Genomic DNA, 21,356 nt, shown 5'->3' with positions numbered 1-21,356 from the left:
GCATGTCAATAAGAAGGAAAGTTGGAAATAAATCATTTTGACGATCTTTTTGGAGGATATCAGAAACAAAAAGGCTTCTATAGCAGAAATTGCTAAAGAGGCCCGAGTATCACAAGTTAAGTACTCATGAAAATGGCGTTATTCATCTATTCTTTTACAGTATTATTGGGCGTTAAATATGGTAAACGTAATTGATAATCGTCGAAGAAGTCACTTTTGAGCTTACCGAATTCATCAATCAAGGCGTGAAGTTCTTCAGCTTGCTTGGATGTTAATTTGAAATCTCGTTCAACGGCATTTTTCAATTGCATGTAAGTTGGTTTTTCAATGAAAGTATGCAAATGACGGAATAACTTCATGGAATAATTGTCAGCGACAAAGGTAGGACGATGAAAGTAGTAGAGTAATAGGACATCAGCTGTTTCGTTGCCAACGCCTTTGAGAGCAACTAATCGTTTACGCAACAAGTTGGTAGGGAGTTTCTCCCAATCAGCAAAATTATTTCGATAGGCCGTCAGTAGAGAACGTAAGTAGATGGCTTTATTATGAAAGAAGCCACTAGGTTGAATCAATTCTTGCAATTGATCTTGTGGTACAGCTAGCATTTTATCGACTTCAAAGTTGGTTACTTGCTTGAGATTAGCTAACGAACGATCGGCGTTTTTCCAGTTAGTATTTTGAATCAAAATCATACCAGTTAACATTTCTTCAGTATTTTCAGCGGGCCACCAGTTTTGCTCGCCCAATTTTTGGTGCAGTATATCTAATAAGTCATAAATCGTAATTTGTTTGTACAAAGTGAATATCCCCCTAAACGTTATTATCCACTTGCCGGCTAAATTTGTCCGGAATTACTTCTTGGAGACGTTTTCATAGACATATGGTTTTATTTCAGAAAATAAATAGTGTTATCATATTTATCGCTGAGTTAATTACAGGGGGTGTAATTATGTTAGGGACAATTTTTGTGATTGGTTCAATAGCCTCCTTGATTCTTGAGAAATATGTTTTAGCAAATAATTCACATGTATGGTTAGGAGCTATTGTGCCGGTACTATCAATTGGATTTATCGTCTGGTTGATGTTATCTAGCCTAATGCAATTCAACGCTACAAATATTCTACTTGCGATCATCTACGTATCGCTAAGTTTTATTTTCTGGGGACAAGGAAACGACTTGTATCACCAAAGAGTCGTTCACAAGGTTTATGAATCAAGTAATCTATAGTAAAAAAGTTCTAAGCAAAGAGTAAATTCTTTGTTTAGAACTTTTTTTGTTTTTTTGATAGCGTTTAATTCAAACTACCACCGATAACTTCAATATCACCTTTACCATCGCGCTCAACAATGGCTGTAATGGCGGCAGTAATTCCCTTAACATCGTCAGCTAGTGAAAGAGAAGGTGTTTCAGGACGATTCAAAACTTGATTAGGCAAGAAGGGAATGTGCATGAAACCAGCCTTTAAGTCAGGGAATTCTTTATCAATCATGTATTGAACTTGATACATGATGTGGTTGCAGACGTAAGTTCCGGCGGTTGTGGAAACTTGACTAGGAATTCCAGCTTCGATAATCGCCTGTGCCATAGCTTTAACGGGCAATTGTGTGAAATAAGCAGTCTGTCCATCTTCATGGATTGGTTGATTACGAGGTTGGTAACCAGCATTATCTTTAATTCGACCATCGTCAAAATTGATGGCAACTCTTTCAGGTGTTAAAGCGTAACGACCACCAGCTTGGCCAATGTCCAAAACGTAATCGGGTTTATTATCAAGAATAGCTTGATGAACGACTTCAGCACATTTATTGAAGATAGTTGGAATCTCTACTTTAATAATTTCAGCTCCAGCAATTGTATCGGGTAATTTCTTTACAGCTTCAATAGCCGGATTAATTTTGTCAGAACCAAAGGGATCAAAACCAGTTACAAGAATTTTCATAATAAAACTTCCTCCTTAAAATGCTAAAAAGTACATTAATATAATTTGAACGACTAATAGAGTTAGTGCAATTGGATATTGTTGTTTTATGACGCCTAGATTATCTTTCATTTCTAGCAATGCTACAGGTAAAGAATTGAAATTAGCAGCCATTGGTGTCATTAAAGTACCACAATAACCAGATGTCATACCTAATGCAGCAACTACAGCAGGGTTACCGCCCTGAGCTACAACAAAGGGAATACCGATCCCAGCTGTAATAACGGCAAAGGCAGCAAAAGCATTTCCCATTACCATGGTAAAAATTACCATAGCGACACAATATAGGACTACTCCTAAGAGGTGATTACCTGCTGGGAAGACACCTGAAATGGCTTTGGAAGTAACATCGCCAACACCAGAAGCAGTAAAAATAACACCTAGTGTAGCCAACAACTGTGGCAATACACCGGCAGTTCCGACGGAACGAACCATTCTTTCACTATCATGATAAGTAGTTTTAGCATCAGTTTTAGATATGATCATAGCAATAATCAAGGCAATTACTGAAGCAATACCGATTCCGACTTGACCGCCTAATTTAGTGAACTGACTGATTAGAATAGAGAAGATAGCAAGAACAACACTAGGGAAGAATAACCAAGCCCCTAAACGCTTAGCTGATTTTTCAGCAATTTCTTTATTAACTTCCTTTAGCTTACCGACTTTGATTTGCTTGAGTAAGGAAAGTACACCCACAAAAACAATCAAGAGACCGATGACAAGATTAGGTAAGTATTTTCCAACAGCAAAGATAATGCCCATGATTAACCAGAATAATCCGGTACCAATGCGAGCTGAATTATCTTTGTCACGGAATGATTCGATACTGGCGAAGACCATAATCAAACCAATTAGAACGTAGAAGATTTCTAGAATATTATTAACATTCATATATTTAACCTCGCTTATTAGACTTCAAATTGTTTATCAAAACGTCTGTTGTAATAAGCGGTAATTAAGAACGTGATGACAGCCATTGGAATTGAGTAAAGTACGATGTTAGCTGGTGTGGCAGTATAGCCGAGTGATTTCATGGTACTAGACATTAAGAGGACACCACTTGAAGCGATGAATAGATTTTGTGAGAAAAAGTTACCAAAGTTGTCAGTTGCGGCGGCACGAGCTTTGATCAAATCAACTTGTTTATCGGTTAAAGGCTTTTTGACACTAGCAGCGGCTTGAGCCATTGGATTGATTAAAGGACGGATGAATTGAACTTGACCAGAAAGTGCGATACCCATAGCATCGGTAATTTCACGAATTGCTAAATAAAGATTGAATATTTTTCCAGCAGAAAGATTTTTAATTTTGCTAATACCGTTGACGGCAGCTTGCTTCAAACCATGACTTTCAACGACACCAATCATTGGTAGAGTGAGGAAAAATAGTGAAACCATACGATTATCCATAAACCCTTTTCCAAGGATTGTCAGTACGTGAGTTATGGACATACCAGAAACTAAACCAGTTGCCAGAGCGGCAGCGACAACAACAGCTATAGTATCTAATTTGAAAGCAAAGCCAAGAATAATAATAACGATTCCAATTAATTTTAAATATTCCATTCTGTTTCCTCCTAATTATTAAATTTATTCCCTATTTTAGCACGCATTATTTAATAAAAGTTAGAATGATTAAAAAAAGTCTAATAAAAAAAGACGCAACCAAGATATTATCGGTTGTGTCTTTACGTAAGTTGAATTTAAAGGATAGGTGATAACAAACGAGAGAAGCGTTGTTTGAAATGAAGCCACATTCCTTGTTCTTTAATAATTTCTGGAGTTAATAATAGTGAATCTTTCATATCATTCTCAAATGAACGAGCAATTTGATGAGCCACTTTAGCATCGTAGATAAAGGCATTAGCTTCAAAATTTAGCGAGTAACTTCTAAAATCGTGGTTCATTGAACCAACGGAACAAATCTTGCCATCAAAGACAGAAGTCTTAGCGTGCAAGAATCCCTTTTGGTAGCTGTAAATCTTGATACCATAAGTAGTCAATAAATTGGCATAGTATTGCGTTGCACGATAAATGAAGGGATGATCAGGCATACATGGAATCATGATTCTGACATCAACTCCGGAACGGGCAGCAATTGTTAGAGCGGTAAACATAGCATCATCTGGTACCAAGTAAGGCGATTGAATCCAAACGCTCTTCTTAGCACTGACAATCATATCAATGAATCCGTCTTTTAAAATTTCTTCACGACTATCGGGTCCATCAGAAATAATCTGAATTGGCAGATTAGCATCAGAATTAAATTTATCGGATGGAAAGTATTTTTCCAAGAAAGCTAAAGGTTCAGCGTTACGGTCTAGGGAAGCATTCCAATCACGGAAAAATCTCTCCTGTAACAAGAGGGTAGCGGCACCAAAAATTCTGGAGTGGGTGTCACGCCAATAACCAAACTTTTCAGTCGTATTGACATATTGGTCACCGACGTTAAACCCACCGATCCAACCAGTTGTACCATCAATAACAACGATCTTTCGGTGCAAGTGATAGTTCAAACGAGTTTTAGCAATGACATTTTTAGAAGTGATAAAAGGTAAGACTTCACCACCAGCAGCTTGAAATTCCTTGAAATATCTTGGCTTAGTTCCACCAGAACCCCATGGGTCATATAGGATACGGACTTCTAATCCTTCTTTAGCTTTTTGTGTTAAGAGATCAAGAAATTTGTCTCCAATGTCACTCTTAATAAAAGCATAGTATTCGACATGAACGGTTTCTTTAGCTTGACGGATGTCCTCAAACATACCCTTGAACTTTTCTTGTCCATCAAAATAAAGTTTGATCTCGTTATGACGAGTTAACGGTGCTTCTTCAGTCTCATTGAAGAATCTTATTATGTGGTCCGCATAATGTGTCTCATCGTAACGTGAGGCGTTTTGCGGACGTTTTTGAGCGGCAATAGCCATTCTTTTCAGCTGGCTTAAACTATAGTGCTCTTGTTTACTGATATTAAATATCTTTTCTTGAGCAATCCCACGTCCCAGAAATGCATAGATAAGGAACCCCAAAATTGGTAGTAGAACAAGAACTAAAATCCAAGCCCAAGTAGTAACGATATTACGAGGTCTATGGAAAACAGTAATAAGTGCGGATATAGTATTGACTGTTAGAATTATGAGAATTAGCCAGATGATCCAAGTATCAATCATAAAATAAATTCCCCTCTATTTATTTATAAAGAAAGTTTACTTCAAAATACTAATAAAATCTAATTATTGAATATAATTTGGTAATAAAAAAAGCCGCTTTCGCGACTTTTACTTAATTTCTGTTATCACCGAAAATTAGTATCAAACGTAATAGTTGTAAGGCAGTTGAGATAACAGCGGCCACATAAGTTAAAGCAGCGGCGAAAAGAACTTGTTTAACCATTGGCACTTCGTCACTATCGACAAGTGTACTGGAACTTAAGATCTTTACGGCACGACCAGAAGCATTGAACTCAACTGGTAGAGTGACAACTTGAAACAAAACAACTAAAGCGAATAACCAAATTCCGATTTGAATCAGAGTTTGATTTGCACCCAAGATAACACCTAATAAGATGATTGGAATTGAGAAGTTAGATCCAAGATTTACAGCAGGGACCAAAGCTGATCTCAATCTCATAGGGGCGTAACTTGTTTGGTCTTGAATGGCATGTCCACACTCATGGGCTGCCACACCGATAGCCGCAACAGAAGTTGAATCGTAGGTAGATTCAGAAAGATTCAACGTTTTATTAGTAGGGTTGTAGTTATCAGTTAACTTACCACTAACTCTTTGAATTTGAACGTTTTGAAGCCCAGCATTATCAAGAATAAATCTAGCAGCATCAGCACCACTAGTTCCGTGGTGACTAGGAACTTCATCATACTTTTTGAAATTATGATTTACATACCATGATGCCCATAAACTGATAACAAGACCAATAATTATCAGGAGATAGCTGGGACCAAAGAAACCATATGTATACATATATTGTTAACTCCTCTTTAATAACTTTTTGTTAAAGATAGTATAACCATTATTTGTGAAGTTTTCTTGAACTAGGTGGTCCAAGTCGTTAATTTCAATATCTGTCAATAAGATTTGATCACGCAAGAAGATGAGTAGTCGATCGGAGATTTCTTTCTTTTCATCATCAGTTAGACCTTTGAAAGTTATCATCAATGCTGCTGAATGTTTTTCCAAATCAAGGTCACTGAGACTGATCAATGCTGAGATCTGCTTGGCATCCTTCTTTTGAATAAACCAGTAAATACCATCGTTCTTCATGATAACTTTAGCGGTATTAGAGATATATTCGGTTGTGGGGTCGATATCCTCATCTAGAAACTCACTAACTTCTTTTAGATTAAAGCGACTGGGAAAGTCCCAGCAGAAGTTATTTGTGATAAAAGGTCGATAATCGCGCATTTTTTGGTTTGTCATTAAAAAATTTCATACGGTGGTTGGTCGTATTACTTATCCCTCCCTTTTTCTTATTGTGGTTTGTGGTTCTTTTTTGGAATAACCATTGTTCTATGTTTAATAGTGGAAACGAGCTCCACAGGCCAGATTCTTGTGCTTTGTCTGACTTCACGAACTACCTGCTTCGCGGCTAATTCGCAAAGTCCTGCAAATGCTCGGAACTGTTCCGCTCTCTATTTGAAACGAGCTCCACAAGGGCAACCTCTTCCGGTTTGCTACAGTATTGAAATTGCCCACATGGTGCCGCGTGCGATTCCAATACTTAGGCAAATCCTCGGAGGCTAACCGCCCTTGCTCCGCCCTCTTATTCGATGATCATGCTCTTCTTAGCACTCTTATGTAGTTTATGCATAAATGGCTTCAATGGTTCTGTACATAGTAATCCTAATAGATAGAACCCAATTCCAAATGCTAACAATATAATAATATCTTTGGTTGCATTAGGCCAATATATTCCACCGACTGATTCTCTTATTAGATTTACCGCATATGTAAATGGTAGATATGGGTTGATTACTCTAAAGAATCCATCTGATAGTACTACTGGGAAGTTTCCTCCGGCTCCGGAAATTGATAGCACTAGGATAATAATTCCGAGTCCTTTTCCGACGGTTCCAAACATTTGGACTAACGAATATAGTATCGAGATGAAGACGAAACTTACAAACATACAGAAGACAACTAACCATATCTTCTCTTTGGTATAAGCATGCAAGATGAATAGGTTACCTAAGGCTGCGGAGATTGCTTGTAATTGGTTTAAGAAACCAAATGTTAAGTAACGGCCATTGAATCTTTGCTTGAATGTGTAGAGATATTGTTGTTTCTCGTCTAACTTGAAGTGAACGGTGAAGACACTGGATAGTAACAATGCTCCAACCCAAATACAGAGAGCTAAGTAGAATGGTGCACTGGCTGATCCGTAGTTTGGTACGTCATAGAGATTGTCTTGCTTCAATTTGACTGGGTTAGAGAAGAAGTCAGATTCTTTGTTGGCGTCGGACTTCATTAATCTAATAATGGCTCCGAGGTCAACGTCTTTCTTGCCCTTCTTCAATAGGGTAGCGGAATGATGAATGTCTTTCTTCAATTGTGGCCAATCATTTTCGGCAAAGTCGTTAGCGGTTGATAGTGCTTGTTCTAATTCTGGTGTCTTGGAGTTAACCAAATTCAAAGTTGTAGTTAACTCATTTTCAATTGATGGCAATTCATATTGAACAAAGAAGGTAGCCTTAGCTAGTTTGTTCTTCAAAGTTGGATAATCGTTGTCATAGAAATCATTTAGCATACCAATTCCGGTAACGATGTTGTTCATATTACCATTCAATAATTGGTTAGCGTCATGAATTTCGTTACCAACAGCAGGCAATTGTTTTTGATACTTTTGAAGGTAACTTAAAGCAGTGTTCAAAATACCTTCAGTATTGTTCAAGAGTCCTGGTATTGATGGGATGATATCGGTGTTGAAAGATCCTAGTGTGGAACTAAGTTCCTTCAAGAAGCTATTGATATCAGTAACGATTGTTGAAACTGAATCCATAATGTTGATGTTCTTAATTGTATTAACGCCGTCAGCTACTTGGTTTGCATGTGTTTGTAAATTAGTTAGCTTACTTTGCAATTCAGAAGTATCTAAGCTGTCATAGTTGTTCAAAATATCATTAGCTTTTGTAGCTAATGTATCGTTCAACGTAGCTAAATCGTTTAGATGTTGAATAGGTCTGTCGAGTAGAGTTAACTTATCCTTACCTAATTGTTCAGCTAGGCGGTTGAAGAAGTTTTGGAGATCAGTTAAAGCTGAAGCAACTTGACGACTGACTTTTGCCAAATGGGTTGAGTCGGTAGCGATGTTTTGAATAACGGTCTTCAATTGTTCTTTCAACTGCTGGTTAGTTGGATCTTCTTTGATCTTGTCGATTAAAGTATTGATCATCTCGGCAGAAGTACTGATTTGCTTACCAAGGTTGTAAACCATTGATAAACCAGTATCGATGGTTGTCTTGATAACAGGTAAGGCTTGTTGAATCTTAGGAATCAATTCAGAAGTTGTCTTATCAGTAGCGTTCTTAGCATCTTCGCCTAATTTTTGAACTTCAGGCATGACGTTTTGAACTTTCTGGATAACTTCTAGTCCGTTTTGGACTTGAGTGATACTGGAGCTCATTAAGCTAGAAATTTTACCAAAGTCCGTATCCACTTCGTTGATTTGAGTACCAGCGTTTTGGATTTCAGGAATCTTATTATTTAGTTGCTTAGCGGCAGTTCCACCAACATCGGCTAATGGCAAAATATTATTAACATTAACTAATTTATTAGCATCCTCATTTAATAATGGCAAATATCCATACATGTCATTAACTTGATTCAATTTTTGATTCAAGTTAGGTACTAGGGTATTAGCTTTTTGAACTTTATCCATAATGTCCTGTAATTCAGGGATGTTGTCATCAGTTGTGACTAGCAAGGATTCGAATCGTCTTAACATTGGAAGGTTATCTTTGATATCCATTCCCGACTTGTTCAATGCTTGTGTAATAGTTTTACTGATGGTTCCCACGAATTCAGAAGAAATTGTGTTTTGTAAGGTTGTTGCCCCGGTTTGAGTCAATTTCGGGGCTATCGCATTGATTTTCTGATTTACCTTAAAGACCAGCTTCGGTTTCTTAATAGTTCCAGATAAGAAGCTGATAATGTCCTTAGAAAAAGTTTTTGGAATATAAATTCCAGCGTAGTAAGAACCATCTTTGACACCTTGGTCTAATTCCTTTTTGGAGTTGACAAAAGTCCAACCTAGTTTATGATTCTTTTTAAGGTTGTCGATTAATTGATCACCAATTTCAATTTTTTGACCCTGTACTTCAACTGGCGTATCGGCTGAATAAACGGCAACTTTTAGACCACTAGTGTTAGAATAAGGGTCCCATAGGGCCCAAACGTTAAACCAGCAGTATAGACACGGTAAAATAACCAGTGCCAGCATCAATAAAGTTGCGGGCTTGGATTTTAATGTCCTCTTTAAATCTAATTTAAATAATTCCCAAGCTTTGATAGAAATCCCCTCCAAATCTCTGTTAAAACTGTAGTAGTAATATAATTATATAACGTTATGACAGCGGATTATAATAAATAAACCCGTTGACCATTTTTAGAATCTCTGAATCATCGTGAAGCATTGAGTGTTCTGCATTAGAGCCCTTAATAAGATATTCGGTGTATTCTTTTACTCGCGGTTTGAGAATGTAAGAAATAGACTTGGCAGATGTAACGGAAATGTATTTGTCACTATTAGAGTGATCGCCGACATTTCCAAAAATGTTCAAAACGCGTAAATCGTCTGAGATACTTTTTTCATTCATAAAAATTCTAAAGTAGGTTGGACTCATAAAAGCTGGACGTCCGTTTGGCTTGATTCGGTTGATGTTGGGAAGATCTCCCAAACCAATAATTCCGTTGAACGGTGCAGCGATGAGTACTAATTTTTTCAACCTAGGCATGTAGGGACGCATTTTTTCCTTCAAATTGACCAGTACCAATGAAACGGCACCTAGTGAATGACCAATTGCATCATAAGTTGTGAATTCATGTTCTAAGCGTAAGTTAAATAATAGCTTGGTTAACCAATATGCCATCTGGTTACTGCCAACCCATTTATTTTGAAAAACAACTTGGACAATGGGATGTTCATCCTCAGTCCAAACTCCCTCATATGTGACTTTTCCCTTCCAATCAATGATTGCTTTGAGAAATTGGTCTTTTTGTTTACCGTTACACTTTAAAGCGGATTCGATCATTTTCTTGGTCGTATAGTCTCCACCACGAAAACCGTGGATATAGAGAATCGGCCATTGCCCTTTTTTCATAAATTCACCCCAACAAGATATTATTATATAATTATTATTGAGAAAAATTAACCAAATGAGGTATGACATTGCAAAAATATTATGCAGTACGACGCGGTAAGAAACCTGGAATCTATTCAACCTGGGCTGACTGTAAGGCTCAAGTCGATGGTTTTGCCGGAGCTAGATATAAAAGTTTTCCTGATAAAGCGCAAGCACAAGCTTTTATTGATGGAAAAGATTCATATAATAGTAGAAAAACGACAACTAAAAAATCTGCCAACAAAGTTTCTAATATTGAAGATTTTGACATCGTTATTTATACCGACGGTGGTTCCAGAAATCATGGTAACTTTAAAGGTGGTCATGTTAAGGATTCTGATAAAGCCGCTTGGGCCTATCATATCAATAACAAAGGCCAGATATATGAAGGAACTGGTGGAGAATTTGGAGCGACAAATAATCGCATGGAGATAATGGCCCTAATTCAGAGTATTAAACGATTAAATGAGCTTAAAATCAACCAACAAAATGCGATATTTGTCTTAGATTCTCAGTACGTCCTCAACGCTATTACTCAAAATTGGCTCAATGGCTGGAAGAGAAGAGGCTTCAAAAAAGCCGATGGTAGTACACCGGTGAACGTTGAGTTGTGGCACGAGTTGGATCAACTTTTGCCAACCATTCCTAAGAAGACTTTTGAATGGACTAAAGGACACGCAACCAATGTGGGGAACAACCGTGTTGATGCTTTGTTAAATGAAACAATGGATAAAATGTAAAAATTGTTGTTCCGAACTAAATCCTGCTTTGCCTATTAGCTATTGTAAAATCTAAATAATAAATAAGAACAGCGTCTATTAAGAGATATTCAAATACATAACATATGTTTTGAATACTTAATGGAAGCTGTTCTTTTCATTTATAAACTACTTTGTAAACTTCACAGACACAGGGAAGTTCTTCATTGAAAGGATGGTGTTCGTCGGCATATTCTTGTTTGAAGAATTTCCAATGATCTTTACGCCATTCATCTAAACCACGAGTACCTTCGCCTTCGTGATAGGCATGTTCGGCTGAGACTTGATTAAAAGGGACAGTTTCTACAACGACTGTTTTGGTGATACAAGTTGGTTGATTGTGTCCATCTAAAATAATTCCGTATTCACCTACTTGCGGTAAAGGGTCAGTTTCATCTTGTTTGTAGAGATCATAAGCTGAAGTTGTAGCGGTTTTAATACCGTTTTTGATGAGATTAGCTAATGAGTCTTGTTCCTCAATGTCATCTTCGCCACCTAGTGAGAAGGCCTCGTAATCGTTAGTTGTGACTTCGGGATGTTCTGTTTTGAAGTTGTTCCAATATGTTTTTATGTCCATACGTATTTACCTCTACCAAATTATAATTAGTTTAATTGTAAATATAGTGGCAATTAAATCAAAGATTATTCGGAGATAAATATAAGTGCTTAATTAAAGATAAAAGATTAAACTAAAAGTAAGCACTTGCATGATTGAAAACAGTGCTTAATTATTTTTATAGTGCTTAAAAGGTGAACAATGACAAAATCAGTAGATAAAGTATATAAGGTGATTCAAGAGGAATATGGAGATGAATGGACTGATACTAAGACCATTGCCGATGCGGCAGGACTAAGTAGAAATGTCATTAGTATCTATTTGTCTCAACTTTATAAGGAAGGAAAATTAACTAAGAAGAGTGGTAGACCAGTATTATGGAAGATTGCTAAAGATGATGCTCCTTTTCAAAATTTGATTGGTCATTCTGGAAGTTTAAAGGACATTGTCAAAAAGTGTCAGGAATCAATAGTTTATCCTCCCAATGGTTTTCCTTTAATTATTACTGGACCTAGTGGTGTCGGTAAAAGCTTTTTAGCCAAAGATATTTATAATGAAGCTAAAAAAATGAAGGTTATTTCCGACGATGCTAAATTTGTGACATTAAATGCTGCAGATTATGCTAACAATCCGGAATTACTTTCCTCAGTTCTATTTGGATATAAAAAGGGAGCTTTTACTGGGGCAAATGAAGATACGCTTGGATTAATTGATCAGGCTGATAATGGTTATTTCTTCTTAGATGAGGTACATAGGCTACCTAAGGAAAGCCAAGAGAAGTTGTTTTCCCTATTAGATTTAGGCAAGTTTTATCCTTTAGGTGAGAATGAGAACGCTCATAAGGTAAATGTTCGTTTTATATTTGCTACAACAGAGGATTTGGATAATTTTCTTTTGAAGACCTTTGTTCGAAGAGTTCCATTGCATGTTTCTTTACCAGCATTTAAAGATCGTCCACTGACTGAAAGATTAGCGTTGATTACGAATGCTTTCAAGGAAGAAGCCGTGAGGATTGATCGTCGTTTTTATATAACTAATAAGGTAATTGAAGAGTTAACGAAAAACGATGCTTCGGGTAATGTTGGAGCTATGCAAAATGAGGTTAAATTGTTGTGTGCTTCAGCATATACAGAAAATTATCAGGGTAAAGATATTCATATAGGTTCTTCTTCGGAAAAGGACAATTACATAGTTATTGATAAAGACACTGACATTAATGATCGTACTGAATCAATTGATAATGAAATAGATTTGATTAATCAATTGCACTTGGCCTTGAAGAAATCAACGTCTAAAAAGGATACAATTTCTAATCAAATTTTATTGTTGATGAAATTCTTAAAGAAGCTTGATTATTTAATGGATACAAACTTGATTCAGTCCATTAGTTATAAGTTAAAGATAGGAATTGAATCGATATTAAATAAACGATATGGACTTAAACTGCAGTTATCAGATGCAGATATTAAGCAGATTAGTTTTGGCTTGTCATTGTATTACTTTACAGATTACGAAAAGGTTAATATGACCGAACTTAATAGTGATTTTGAAGAACTCTATCCACGGACTATGTATGTTTATAAACAATTGTTAAAAGGAATTAGTGAAGATAAGGATTTTGAAGAGTTCAATATACCTTGGTTAGTTTTATTATTTAAAGATAAAATTAATCAAATTGAGAGTATCCAATATACAGGAATTATTTTGGCACATGGAGATAGCACTGCTACAAGTATTCAAAGCGTGGTTAATAACTTGTGTGGTAATTATATTTTTGAGGCATTTGATATGCCAATCGATATTTCCATTCATGAGATTAATAACTACGTGCAAAAGTATATTAGACAACAAAAGGATCGAGATCATAAAGGGATTTTTGTGCTGTTTGATATGGGTTCTTTGACGCAGATGTTCTCGGAAATTAAAAAGTACTCTAATTGCGAATTGCTGGTTATTAATAATGTTACAACGGCAACAGCTCTTGATGTTGGAATAAGAATTCAACGTAATGACGGATTTAAAGAAATTACTCGAGCAGCTAATAAATTTGGTGAGGCTTGTGGTACTCAATATTATGAAGGGCTTTCCGATAATTCTAATATTGTAGTTTCCTGTATGTCAGGTGTGGGTCTGTCAGAAGAAATCAAGCGGATGATGCTAGAAAGCTTGTCCAATAAGTTCGAAATTATAACGATGGACTATAAGGATTTGAAACAGACTTTAGAGAATCATGAACAAAAATTCTTTGATAAAACTAAATTTGTTGTGACGACAACTGATATTGATACGAATCTAGACATTGATATCATTAATATTTACGACATTATGGAGAAAGATGGCTATGCTAGATTTGAAAAGTTGTTGATTAATTCGGGAGAACAAAAGCCTAATATTGAAGCATTGATGAATAAGATGCTAAAATTCTTTACAATTGAAGGCATAAAAGATCGATTACAATTCCTTAATCCAGATGTTGTTATTGATGAGGTTCAACTTATTACCCAGAGATACCAAGAATATTATGATATTTCTTTGGATGGTAAAACCAAATTGAATCTGTATATGCATTTGTCATTGATGATTGAGCGAATGCTAGTAAATTCTCGTAAACAGGAGAATCCAAGCGTTTCATTTGAAGGAGATAAGGAAAAAGAATTTTATTCTGTTTCTAAAACGATATTTAAGGGTATCGAATTAAAGTACAATTTTCAGGTTAACGATTATGAGATATCGTTGATGTATCAGCTATTACATTTTTATATTTAAACAGGGTAAGTGCTTAATCAAAATTAAGCACTTATTTTTTTTACAATTAAAAAGCTTTATTTAACGGCTTTTATAAAAGTTGGCACGTAACTTGCTTATATAAAAGTGAGGAGGGTAATGAGATGAAAAAAATAGTCGTTGCCTCACATGGCAGCATGGCCGAAGGCATGAAGAACACAATTGAACTTTTCGCCGGACATAATGACAATGTCAGTTACATTTCGGCATATACAAAAAAGAATGATGATTTGAATGAAACTATTGATAAATTATTCGATACATTCGCAGATGATGATAAAGTAATTATTTTTACAGATTTAATGGGTGGCAGTGTTAATCAAAGATTGACTGTCAAAGCACAAAATAATAAGAACGTCTTTATTATTTATGGATTTAATTTACCAGTTGTAATTGAAGCAATTTTATCCAAAGAGGACGTAAACGCAACATATATTAAGAAACTTGTAGAAGTTGGCAGAAATAGCTTAGGAACTGTCGAATTAAATAATAATGATTCAAAAAATGATGATGAGGATTTTTTCAATTAGGAGGAAATAATAATGATTAAAATTATGAGAGTTGATGAAAGATTAATTCACGGACAAATCGCAATGGTTTGGTCAAAGGAAATGAGTATTGATGGGATTGTTGTTGCCAACGATGCCACAGCTGGTGATGAGACACAACAAATGGCTTTGAAGATGGCTGTTCCATCAGGTATTAAAGTGATTATTAAAACAGTTGATAGTGCTATTGAATTATTGAATGATCCACGTGCACAAAATATGAAATTATTTGTTTTAGTTAGAACTGTCGGAGATGCTGAAAAATTGGCCGAAAAGGTTTCCGATATTCAATATGTCAATTTAGGTAACGTTGGTAAGGCATCAACCGATCCTAAGACAACTTTGACACAATTTGTAATGTTAACTAAACCAGAAATCGAATCTTTGAAGAAGTTAGTTGAAATCTATCCTGAAACAGCATTACAGAATCTACCAACAGATAAAAAAGAAAAAGCTACTGATTTTATCAAGAAAATGAATCTATAAAATTATCACAGATGAGGAGAAATAGACATGTATGAAGCATTTGCAGTTGCCATAGTTGTTTTTCTAACCGTAGGTGGTCAGGAATTATTAGGTTTTTCAATGCTAGGAAGACCAATCGTTATTGGACCATTGGTCGGTTTATTATTGGGAGATGTAAAAACTGGTTTGATGATCGGTGCATCTCTTGAAACTATTTTTATGGGTATCGTTAATATTGGTGGTGCTAGTGCCGCTGAACCAGGACTTGCTAGTGCCTTAGCCGTGGCTTTCGCCATTATGATGCATGGTGGTTTGGGAGTTGCACTACCACTTGCAATTCCTTTAGGTATTATTGGATTACAAATTAAAACTTTGATTTATGTTGCTGTTGTCGGTCCATTTGCAAGTAAGTTCGATAGTATGGCCGAAAAAGGAAATCAAAAAGGAATAGTCAGGTTGCACTTTGGATTGTGGGCTTTGCAATGGTTCCTCTATTCATTGATTCCATTCTTTGCAATGTTATTTGGTTCAGAAGCTACACAAAGAGTTTTAAAGATGATTCCTACTATTATTGTTCATGGATTGACGGTTGCCGGTAATGTATTACCAGCCGTTGGTATGGCAATGTTAATGAAGATTCTTTGGGATAAGAATATTTCAGCCTTTTATTTCTTAGGATTCTTAATCGTTGCATATTTGAAGATGCCACTTATTGCTGTAGCTGTTATGGGAGCTATTATTGCCATCTTAGTTGCACAAAGAGACTATCAATTGCATGGACTTGTAGAAAAGGTTGCAGCAAGACCTGCTACCACAAATACAACTACTACTGAAACAAAAGATGAACAGGAAAATGATGATTTCTTTAGTTAATGATTAGGAGAAGGATATTATGAGTAAATTATCGAAAGATATGTCAAAAGATGAAAAGAAACTAATGAGACAAATGTATTGGCGCTCATTTACCTTATATTCAGCCGTTACTCCTGCTAAGCAAGGAGCTTCAGGTTTCGAATATTCAATGCTGCCATTCATTAATAAGTTCTACAAGAAAGAACAAGATAAAAAAGAAGCTATGGTTCGTCAGATGTCATACTTCAATACTAATCTAGCTATGGCTCCCTTCGTCATGGGAGTTACAGCTTCCATGGAAAAGCAAAATAGTGAAAGTGATGATTTCAATGCTGAATCTATTAATGCCATTAAAACCAGTTTGATGGGACCTTTGGCAGGAATTGGGGATTCTATTTTCTGGGGTGTTTTGAGAGTAATTGCCGCAGGTATTGCAATTAGTTTGGCTAAGAATGGTAATATTGCTGCGCCAATTATTTTCTTGCTATTATTCAACATTCCTGTACAACTAGTTCGTTGGTATGGTGGTCAACTTGGATATACATTGGGATCAAATTATATCGGTGAATTGTATGAAAAGGGCCTAATCAATATTTTGACAAAAGCCGCAAGTATTGTTGGTTTGATGATGGTTGGTGCTATGACTAGCAACATGGTTAAATTCGATTTGAAATGGAATATGGTTGTTGGTGGCAAAACTATTCTTAAGTCACAACAAATGTTGAATCAAATTTTCATAGGTATTTTACCTTTAGCAATTACACTATTATGTTTCTGGTTATTAAAGAAAAAGAACGTTTCAATTAATTGGTTAATTCTTGGCACAATTGTTATTTCAATCTTATTAGCATTAGTAGGTGTTGTTTAATGAATAAAGAATGGTGGAAGAACGCGGTAATTTATCAAGTATATCCTAAGAGTTTTTTTGACACTAATGATGATGGCATTGGTGATTTGAAAGGAATTGACAGTAAACTAGATTATCTAAAAGAATTAGGCGTTGATGCTTTGTGGATAAGTCCATGCTATTTATCACCACAAATTGATAATGGTTATGACATAGCCGATTACCGAAAGATTGATCCAATGTTTGGAGATAACTCTGACTTGGAAAAACTAATGCAGGATGCGCACTCTAAGAATATTAAAATTATTATGGATATGGTGGCCAACCATACTTCTGATAAATCAGTTTGGTTTGAAGAAAGTCGTAAATCAAAAGATAATTACTTTAGTGATTTTTATATTTGGAGAGATCCTAAAGAAGATGGTAGTGAACCTAACAATTGGGGATCTAACTTTGGTGGTTCAGCTTGGACTTATGATAGTAATCGTAAGCAATATTATCTTCATTACTATGGTAAGCAGCAACCGGATCTTAATTGGGAAAATCCCAAAGTTAGACAAGCTATTTATGACGTTATGAGATACTGGAAAGCTCATGGAGTTGATGGATGGAGAATGGATGTTATTACTTCTATTTCTAAAAATCAGGATTTTCCCAATAATCCTAATCCACATAATTTACAATATGTTGTTGGCAATCAAAATAACGGACCAAGAATGCATGAATTCATTCATGAAATGAATCAAGAAGTGTTTAAACCATTTTCCATGATGAGTGTTGGTGAAGCCCCGGATAGTAAGAGTAAAGATGCTAGATTATTAGTTGAACCTGATCGTGAAGAATTAAATATGGTATTTACCTTTGAACATATGCATGTGGATCGTAAACCGGGGGATGTAAATGGTAGATGGGCAATTCAACCTGTTGATATTGTTCAACTTAAAAAGACTCTATCCAACTGGCAGAACACGCTAGACGGCCATGGTTGGAATGCACTTTACTTTGAGAATCATGACCGTGCTAGGACGCCTTCTAGATGGGGAAATGATACTAAGTATCGTTATGAATCAGCGACTGCTTTTGCAACGGTATTGCATGGATTGAAAGGTACACCCTTTGTTTATCAAGGTGAAGAAATAGGGATGACTAATCCTCATTTTGAACTAGAAGATTATGAGGATATAGAGTTAAAAACTAACTACGACAAACTGGTAAAACAAGAAAAAACTATTAACGATGTCGATTTTTTGAAAGCTGCTAGAAAGATTAGTCGTGATAATGCCCGTACTCCTATGCAATGGGATGACAGTAAGAATGCTGGGTTTACTAAAGGAAAACCATGGTTTAAGTTAAATCCTAACTACAAGGAACTGAATGTTTCTAATGATTTAAGATCTGATAAATCGGTATTCAAATATTATCAGGAACTAATTAAATTACGGCATGAAGAACCAATTTTAAAAGATGGTACTTTTGAATTGCTATTGCCAGATGATAAAAATATTTTTATGTACACTAGAACACTGGACGATAAGCAATGGCTTGTGATTGCTAATCTATCTAGTGAGACGCAAAAAGTAGAGACATTGAATAAATATGTTGATTTTAAAACAGTTATAACTAATTATGATGGTAAAAATGGAGAAATCCTCGGACCATATGAAGCTAGAATTTTGAAGAAATAAAAAGAACTCGTACGTTATCAAATTACGTACGAGTTCTTTGCGTATTACAGATTATTTAAACAAACCACTGAAAAATGAAACGATACTGTCCCAAATTCTTTGTAAGAAGTTACGATTCTCTTGAGTATTTAAGTTATTGAAAATATTTTTAGCTTTACTCATGATATCGCTACTTAATTTTTGAGCTTGTTGTTTAAAGTTTGAATTCTTCAAAGCACCAGAATCTCTGATTTGTACCATCAAGTTGATGATTTGTTGTTTTTGAGTATCGTTGATGATGTTTTGAAGATTATTCTTTTGTAAGTTGTTATTAACGATTGTTGTGATTTGGTTAACAGTAATATTGTCACCTTTGTTTGCCAAATCAGATTTCATACCGGCAACGGCATTGTTCAATTGTTTATCAGAATATCCATCAGTACCTTTATTCGCATCGGTAATATTACTTAAGACATTCATTTCCTTTTGCGCAGCGTTAACTTGGCTTTGATTCAAGGTATCACCACTATTTGCATAAGCGGCGTAGATTCCGGCTAAAGCACCAGAACCATCAATTGGTGTAGCTGATGTTACATAGATGTTGGCATCGCTGATACCGGCAGTTACGGCAGCATTACGATATTGGTCGGCTGTAATGGTAGTAATATTGTTCTTTCCATTATAATCAACGATTTTGACATTAATACCAGAACCGGATGAAGTCTTTTGAATCAAGGCTGATGACCAAACACCACTGTTACTTGTGAAATTACTACCACTAGGGTTGAGATATTTCACTAAAGTATCGCCAGTAACGGTGATAGTTTTGTAATCTCCACTAACTTGTGAAGAAAGGGCATCGATTGTTCCTTGACGCTGACTTGATGTTAACGAAGTTCCCAAAGTCATTACGGGTTGATCACTTAGATCGTCCGCTTTGACAGTCTGAGTTGAGAAAATCCCAACTGTGATTAGAGAAACTAGTCCTAATAAAATGATATTTAACTTTTTCAAGGTTTTATCCTCCTTAAACTCTATTAAACCAAATATGTATGAAGAATTCGAGAAGATGAGAAAAATTCTTGAATGTCTGTATGAATATATTAATATATTGGCGAATAAATTAATAAAAATGAATAGTTTTTTGACAATATGTCAATGATTTAGTAAAAATGGTATATACCTATTGAATAATAGCGCTTACAAGAATATACTTTTCTTGTTGTAAAACTATTTTACGGCAGAAAGAGGGGTACAGGCTTTTGAAAAACTTTATGGATTGGCTTCAAAATAAAATCATGCCACCGATGTCAAAAGTCGGAAACAATAAATATCTAGTTTCCATACGTAATGGGTTAGTCTTGACATTACCAGCTATTATCAGTGGTAGTGTATTCCTAATTGTTGGGAATATACCAATTACTGCATGGGCTAATTTCATCAAACCATATATGAATATGATTGGTGTAGCCGTTAATGGATCATTTGGAATTATTTCATTATTAGCTGCAATTGGGATTGGATATGAGTTATCTAAGGAATTGGGAGTTGATCCTATTTCCGGTGCTGGACTTTCAACTATGGCTTTTGTCATCGTTTCGTTTAATGATAAGTTCAAATTAGATACTAATAATTTTTCATCATCTGGATTATTTACCGCAATTATTACTGCTATGATATCAGTTACAATTTTTAACTTCTTTATTAAGAAAAATATTATTATCAAATTACCTGATGGTGTACCAACAGCTGTCTCGAATTCATTTGTTTCATTATTACCAGGTTTCGTTATCTTAGTTCTATTCTGGTTTATCCGTATGCCACTACATATTGATATTAATTTGGTTATTCAATCAATTTTCCATCCATTACTATTCGCAATGAATACTTTGCCAGGTATTTTGGTTTACACATTCTTGGTAAGTTTGCTTTGGGTTTGTGGTATTCATGGTGATATGACTTTAGAGGGAATTGCTGATCCAATTTTCTTACAATTCTTAGCTGCTAACGGAACTGCCTTTGCACATCATCAACCACTTCCTTATGCCACAGCCGCTGGATTTTCTAGTTTAATGGTTAACGTTGGTGGTACTGGTGCCACAATTACTTTGGTTGTTTTGATGTTATTCTCAAAGAGTAAAACTTATCGTGATCTTGGACGAGTAGCATTCCCAGGTGCTTTGTTTGAAATCAATGAACCAGTTATTTTCGGATTTCCTATTGTTATGAATCCTTTGACGATGATTCCATTTATCGTAATTCCATTGATCTTAGCTACAGGTAGTTATCTTTTGATTCATTTAGGATTAATGAATGCGCCAGTAGCAATGGTACCTTGGACAATGCCTCCAATTATCGGACCACTAATGGCAACTGGTTGGGATTGGCGTGCTGCTGTTTGGTCAGCCGTCGAGTTAGTTTAGTTCTATACTTTCTGGTATTGATGAATAATCAATACCAGTTTTTTAATCTCTAGAAAATAAAAAAAGAACATCACTGTTCTCATGTTAAGATTTAAGCGACCAAACCCAATCAAACATGGAGAAA

The 21,356-nt window shown here is 35.6% G+C and carries 20 protein-coding genes; 9 read left to right on the top strand and 11 right to left on the bottom strand.

Features of this window, described 5'->3' with window-relative positions:
- Positions 1-146: 146 nt before the first annotated feature.
- Complete coding sequence (locus LKACC16343_RS06750; protein WP_056954725.1) at positions 147-797, bottom strand: endonuclease III domain-containing protein; 651 nt, start codon at positions 795-797, stop codon at positions 147-149.
- Positions 798-949: 152 nt separating this feature from the next.
- Here LKACC16343_RS06750 and LKACC16343_RS06745 point away from each other — a divergent pair, with 152 nt between their 5' ends.
- Positions 950-1,228: a hypothetical protein gene (locus LKACC16343_RS06745; RefSeq protein ID WP_056954723.1), complete on the top strand. Its 279-nt coding sequence runs from the start codon at positions 950-952 to the stop codon at positions 1,226-1,228.
- A gap of 64 nt (positions 1,229-1,292) precedes the next feature.
- Here LKACC16343_RS06745 and pcp read toward each other — a convergent pair whose 3' ends face one another.
- The 8 genes from pcp to LKACC16343_RS06705 all read right to left on the bottom strand — a co-directional run bounded on the left by pcp (position 1,293) and on the right by LKACC16343_RS06705 (position 10,314).
- A complete protein-coding gene (pcp, locus tag LKACC16343_RS06740; RefSeq protein WP_056954721.1) occupies positions 1,293-1,940 on the bottom strand; it encodes a pyroglutamyl-peptidase I in 648 nt (215 codons plus the stop codon).
- 15 nt (positions 1,941-1,955) lie between these two features.
- Positions 1,956-2,873 (bottom strand): DUF979 domain-containing protein, encoded by a 918-nt coding sequence (locus LKACC16343_RS06735; protein ID WP_056954719.1) that lies wholly within the window; start codon positions 2,871-2,873, stop codon positions 1,956-1,958.
- A 17-nt stretch (positions 2,874-2,890) separates the two neighbouring features.
- Positions 2,891-3,547 (bottom strand): DUF969 domain-containing protein, encoded by a 657-nt coding sequence (locus tag LKACC16343_RS06730; RefSeq protein ID WP_056954717.1) that lies wholly within the window; start codon positions 3,545-3,547, stop codon positions 2,891-2,893.
- A gap of 137 nt (positions 3,548-3,684) precedes the next feature.
- A complete protein-coding gene (gene cls, locus LKACC16343_RS06725; RefSeq protein WP_056954715.1) occupies positions 3,685-5,151 on the bottom strand; it encodes a cardiolipin synthase in 1,467 nt (488 codons plus the stop codon).
- A 112-nt stretch (positions 5,152-5,263) separates the two neighbouring features.
- On the bottom strand, positions 5,264-5,959 hold the full coding sequence (locus tag LKACC16343_RS06720; RefSeq protein ID WP_025085738.1) for a zinc metallopeptidase: 696 nt from the start codon (positions 5,957-5,959) through the stop codon (positions 5,264-5,266).
- A gap of 6 nt (positions 5,960-5,965) precedes the next feature.
- Complete coding sequence (locus LKACC16343_RS06715; protein ID WP_056954713.1) at positions 5,966-6,415, bottom strand: hypothetical protein; 450 nt, start codon at positions 6,413-6,415, stop codon at positions 5,966-5,968.
- 343 nt (positions 6,416-6,758) lie between these two features.
- Entirely contained in the window at positions 6,759-9,518 is a 2,760-nt protein-coding gene (locus LKACC16343_RS06710; protein WP_179207688.1) for a YhgE/Pip domain-containing protein, read from the bottom strand.
- A 40-nt stretch (positions 9,519-9,558) separates the two neighbouring features.
- Entirely contained in the window at positions 9,559-10,314 is a 756-nt protein-coding gene (locus LKACC16343_RS06705; RefSeq protein ID WP_056954711.1) for an alpha/beta hydrolase, read from the bottom strand.
- Positions 10,315-10,382: 68 nt separating this feature from the next.
- Here LKACC16343_RS06705 and LKACC16343_RS06700 point away from each other — a divergent pair, with 68 nt between their 5' ends.
- Complete coding sequence (locus tag LKACC16343_RS06700; protein WP_082604603.1) at positions 10,383-11,075, top strand: ribonuclease H family protein; 693 nt, start codon at positions 10,383-10,385, stop codon at positions 11,073-11,075.
- A gap of 136 nt (positions 11,076-11,211) precedes the next feature.
- On the opposite strand, the gene LKACC16343_RS06695 is transcribed toward LKACC16343_RS06700, so the two are convergent.
- Positions 11,212-11,670: an ASCH domain-containing protein gene (locus LKACC16343_RS06695; protein ID WP_056954707.1), complete on the bottom strand. Its 459-nt coding sequence runs from the start codon at positions 11,668-11,670 to the stop codon at positions 11,212-11,214.
- 180 nt (positions 11,671-11,850) lie between these two features.
- Here LKACC16343_RS06695 and LKACC16343_RS06690 point away from each other — a divergent pair, with 180 nt between their 5' ends.
- The 6 genes from LKACC16343_RS06690 (at position 11,851) to LKACC16343_RS06670 (ending at position 18,830) form a co-directional block, all read left to right on the top strand.
- A complete protein-coding gene (locus LKACC16343_RS06690; RefSeq protein WP_056954705.1) occupies positions 11,851-14,415 on the top strand; it encodes a sigma 54-interacting transcriptional regulator in 2,565 nt (854 codons plus the stop codon).
- Positions 14,416-14,537: 122 nt separating this feature from the next.
- Positions 14,538-14,963 carry a PTS sugar transporter subunit IIA gene (locus LKACC16343_RS14545; protein WP_056954703.1) on the top strand — a complete coding sequence of 142 codons (426 nt, stop codon included), beginning with the start codon at positions 14,538-14,540 and terminating at the stop codon, positions 14,961-14,963.
- Between the two features lie 12 nt (positions 14,964-14,975).
- A complete protein-coding gene (locus tag LKACC16343_RS14540) occupies positions 14,976-15,467 on the top strand; it encodes a PTS sugar transporter subunit IIB (RefSeq protein WP_056954701.1) in 492 nt (163 codons plus the stop codon).
- Between the two features lie 27 nt (positions 15,468-15,494).
- On the top strand, positions 15,495-16,319 hold the full coding sequence (locus LKACC16343_RS06680; protein WP_056954700.1) for a PTS mannose/fructose/sorbose/N-acetylgalactosamine transporter subunit IIC: 825 nt from the start codon (positions 15,495-15,497) through the stop codon (positions 16,317-16,319).
- 19 nt (positions 16,320-16,338) lie between these two features.
- A complete protein-coding gene (locus LKACC16343_RS06675; RefSeq protein ID WP_056954699.1) occupies positions 16,339-17,166 on the top strand; it encodes a PTS system mannose/fructose/sorbose family transporter subunit IID in 828 nt (275 codons plus the stop codon).
- Positions 17,166-18,830: a glycoside hydrolase family 13 protein gene (locus LKACC16343_RS06670; protein WP_056954697.1), complete on the top strand. Its 1,665-nt coding sequence runs from the start codon at positions 17,166-17,168 to the stop codon at positions 18,828-18,830. The genes LKACC16343_RS06675 and LKACC16343_RS06670 overlap by 1 nt, the downstream gene beginning before the upstream one ends.
- Positions 18,831-18,881: 51 nt before the next feature.
- Here the strand turns inward: LKACC16343_RS06670 and LKACC16343_RS06665 are convergent, their stop codons facing one another.
- Positions 18,882-19,823, bottom strand: a complete 942-nt coding sequence (locus LKACC16343_RS06665) for a DUF1002 domain-containing protein (RefSeq protein ID WP_056954695.1) — start codon at positions 19,821-19,823, stop codon at positions 18,882-18,884.
- Positions 19,824-20,071: 248 nt separating this feature from the next.
- Between LKACC16343_RS06665 and LKACC16343_RS06660 the strand changes: the two genes are divergently transcribed.
- Positions 20,072-21,232, top strand: a complete 1,161-nt coding sequence (locus LKACC16343_RS06660) for a PTS sugar transporter subunit IIC (protein WP_087721275.1) — start codon at positions 20,072-20,074, stop codon at positions 21,230-21,232.
- Positions 21,233-21,356: the final 124 nt, after the last annotated feature.

This window comes from Companilactobacillus bobalius, assembly GCF_002179915.1.
GTDB classification, from domain to species: Bacteria; Bacillota; Bacilli; order Lactobacillales; family Lactobacillaceae; genus Companilactobacillus; species Companilactobacillus bobalius.
The sequence above is the reverse complement of the archived record's forward strand: the minus strand, read 5'-3'. Positions and strand labels throughout refer to the sequence as shown.

Coding starts and splice junctions, on each gene's coding strand:
- LKACC16343_RS14540 (WP_056954701.1), top strand. CDS start 14,976: ATGATTAAAATTATGAGAGTTGATGAAAGATTAATTCACGGACAAATC.
- LKACC16343_RS06670 (WP_056954697.1), top strand. CDS start 17,166: ATGAATAAAGAATGGTGGAAGAACGCGGTAATTTATCAAGTATATCCT.
- cls (WP_056954715.1), bottom strand. CDS start 5,151: ATGATTGATACTTGGATCATCTGGCTAATTCTCATAATTCTAACAGTC.
- LKACC16343_RS14545 (WP_056954703.1), top strand. CDS start 14,538: ATGAAAAAAATAGTCGTTGCCTCACATGGCAGCATGGCCGAAGGCATG.
- LKACC16343_RS06730 (WP_056954717.1), bottom strand. CDS start 3,547: ATGGAATATTTAAAATTAATTGGAATCGTTATTATTATTCTTGGCTTT.
- LKACC16343_RS06705 (WP_056954711.1), bottom strand. CDS start 10,314: ATGAAAAAAGGGCAATGGCCGATTCTCTATATCCACGGTTTTCGTGGT.
- pcp (WP_056954721.1), bottom strand. CDS start 1,940: ATGAAAATTCTTGTAACTGGTTTTGATCCCTTTGGTTCTGACAAAATT.
- LKACC16343_RS06720 (WP_025085738.1), bottom strand. CDS start 5,959: ATGTATACATATGGTTTCTTTGGTCCCAGCTATCTCCTGATAATTATT.
- LKACC16343_RS06690 (WP_056954705.1), top strand. CDS start 11,851: ATGACAAAATCAGTAGATAAAGTATATAAGGTGATTCAAGAGGAATAT.
- LKACC16343_RS06715 (WP_056954713.1), bottom strand. CDS start 6,415: ATGACAAACCAAAAAATGCGCGATTATCGACCTTTTATCACAAATAAC.
- LKACC16343_RS06675 (WP_056954699.1), top strand. CDS start 16,339: ATGAGTAAATTATCGAAAGATATGTCAAAAGATGAAAAGAAACTAATG.
- LKACC16343_RS06745 (WP_056954723.1), top strand. CDS start 950: ATGTTAGGGACAATTTTTGTGATTGGTTCAATAGCCTCCTTGATTCTT.
- LKACC16343_RS06680 (WP_056954700.1), top strand. CDS start 15,495: ATGTATGAAGCATTTGCAGTTGCCATAGTTGTTTTTCTAACCGTAGGT.
- LKACC16343_RS06735 (WP_056954719.1), bottom strand. CDS start 2,873: ATGAATGTTAATAATATTCTAGAAATCTTCTACGTTCTAATTGGTTTG.
- LKACC16343_RS06695 (WP_056954707.1), bottom strand. CDS start 11,670: ATGGACATAAAAACATATTGGAACAACTTCAAAACAGAACATCCCGAA.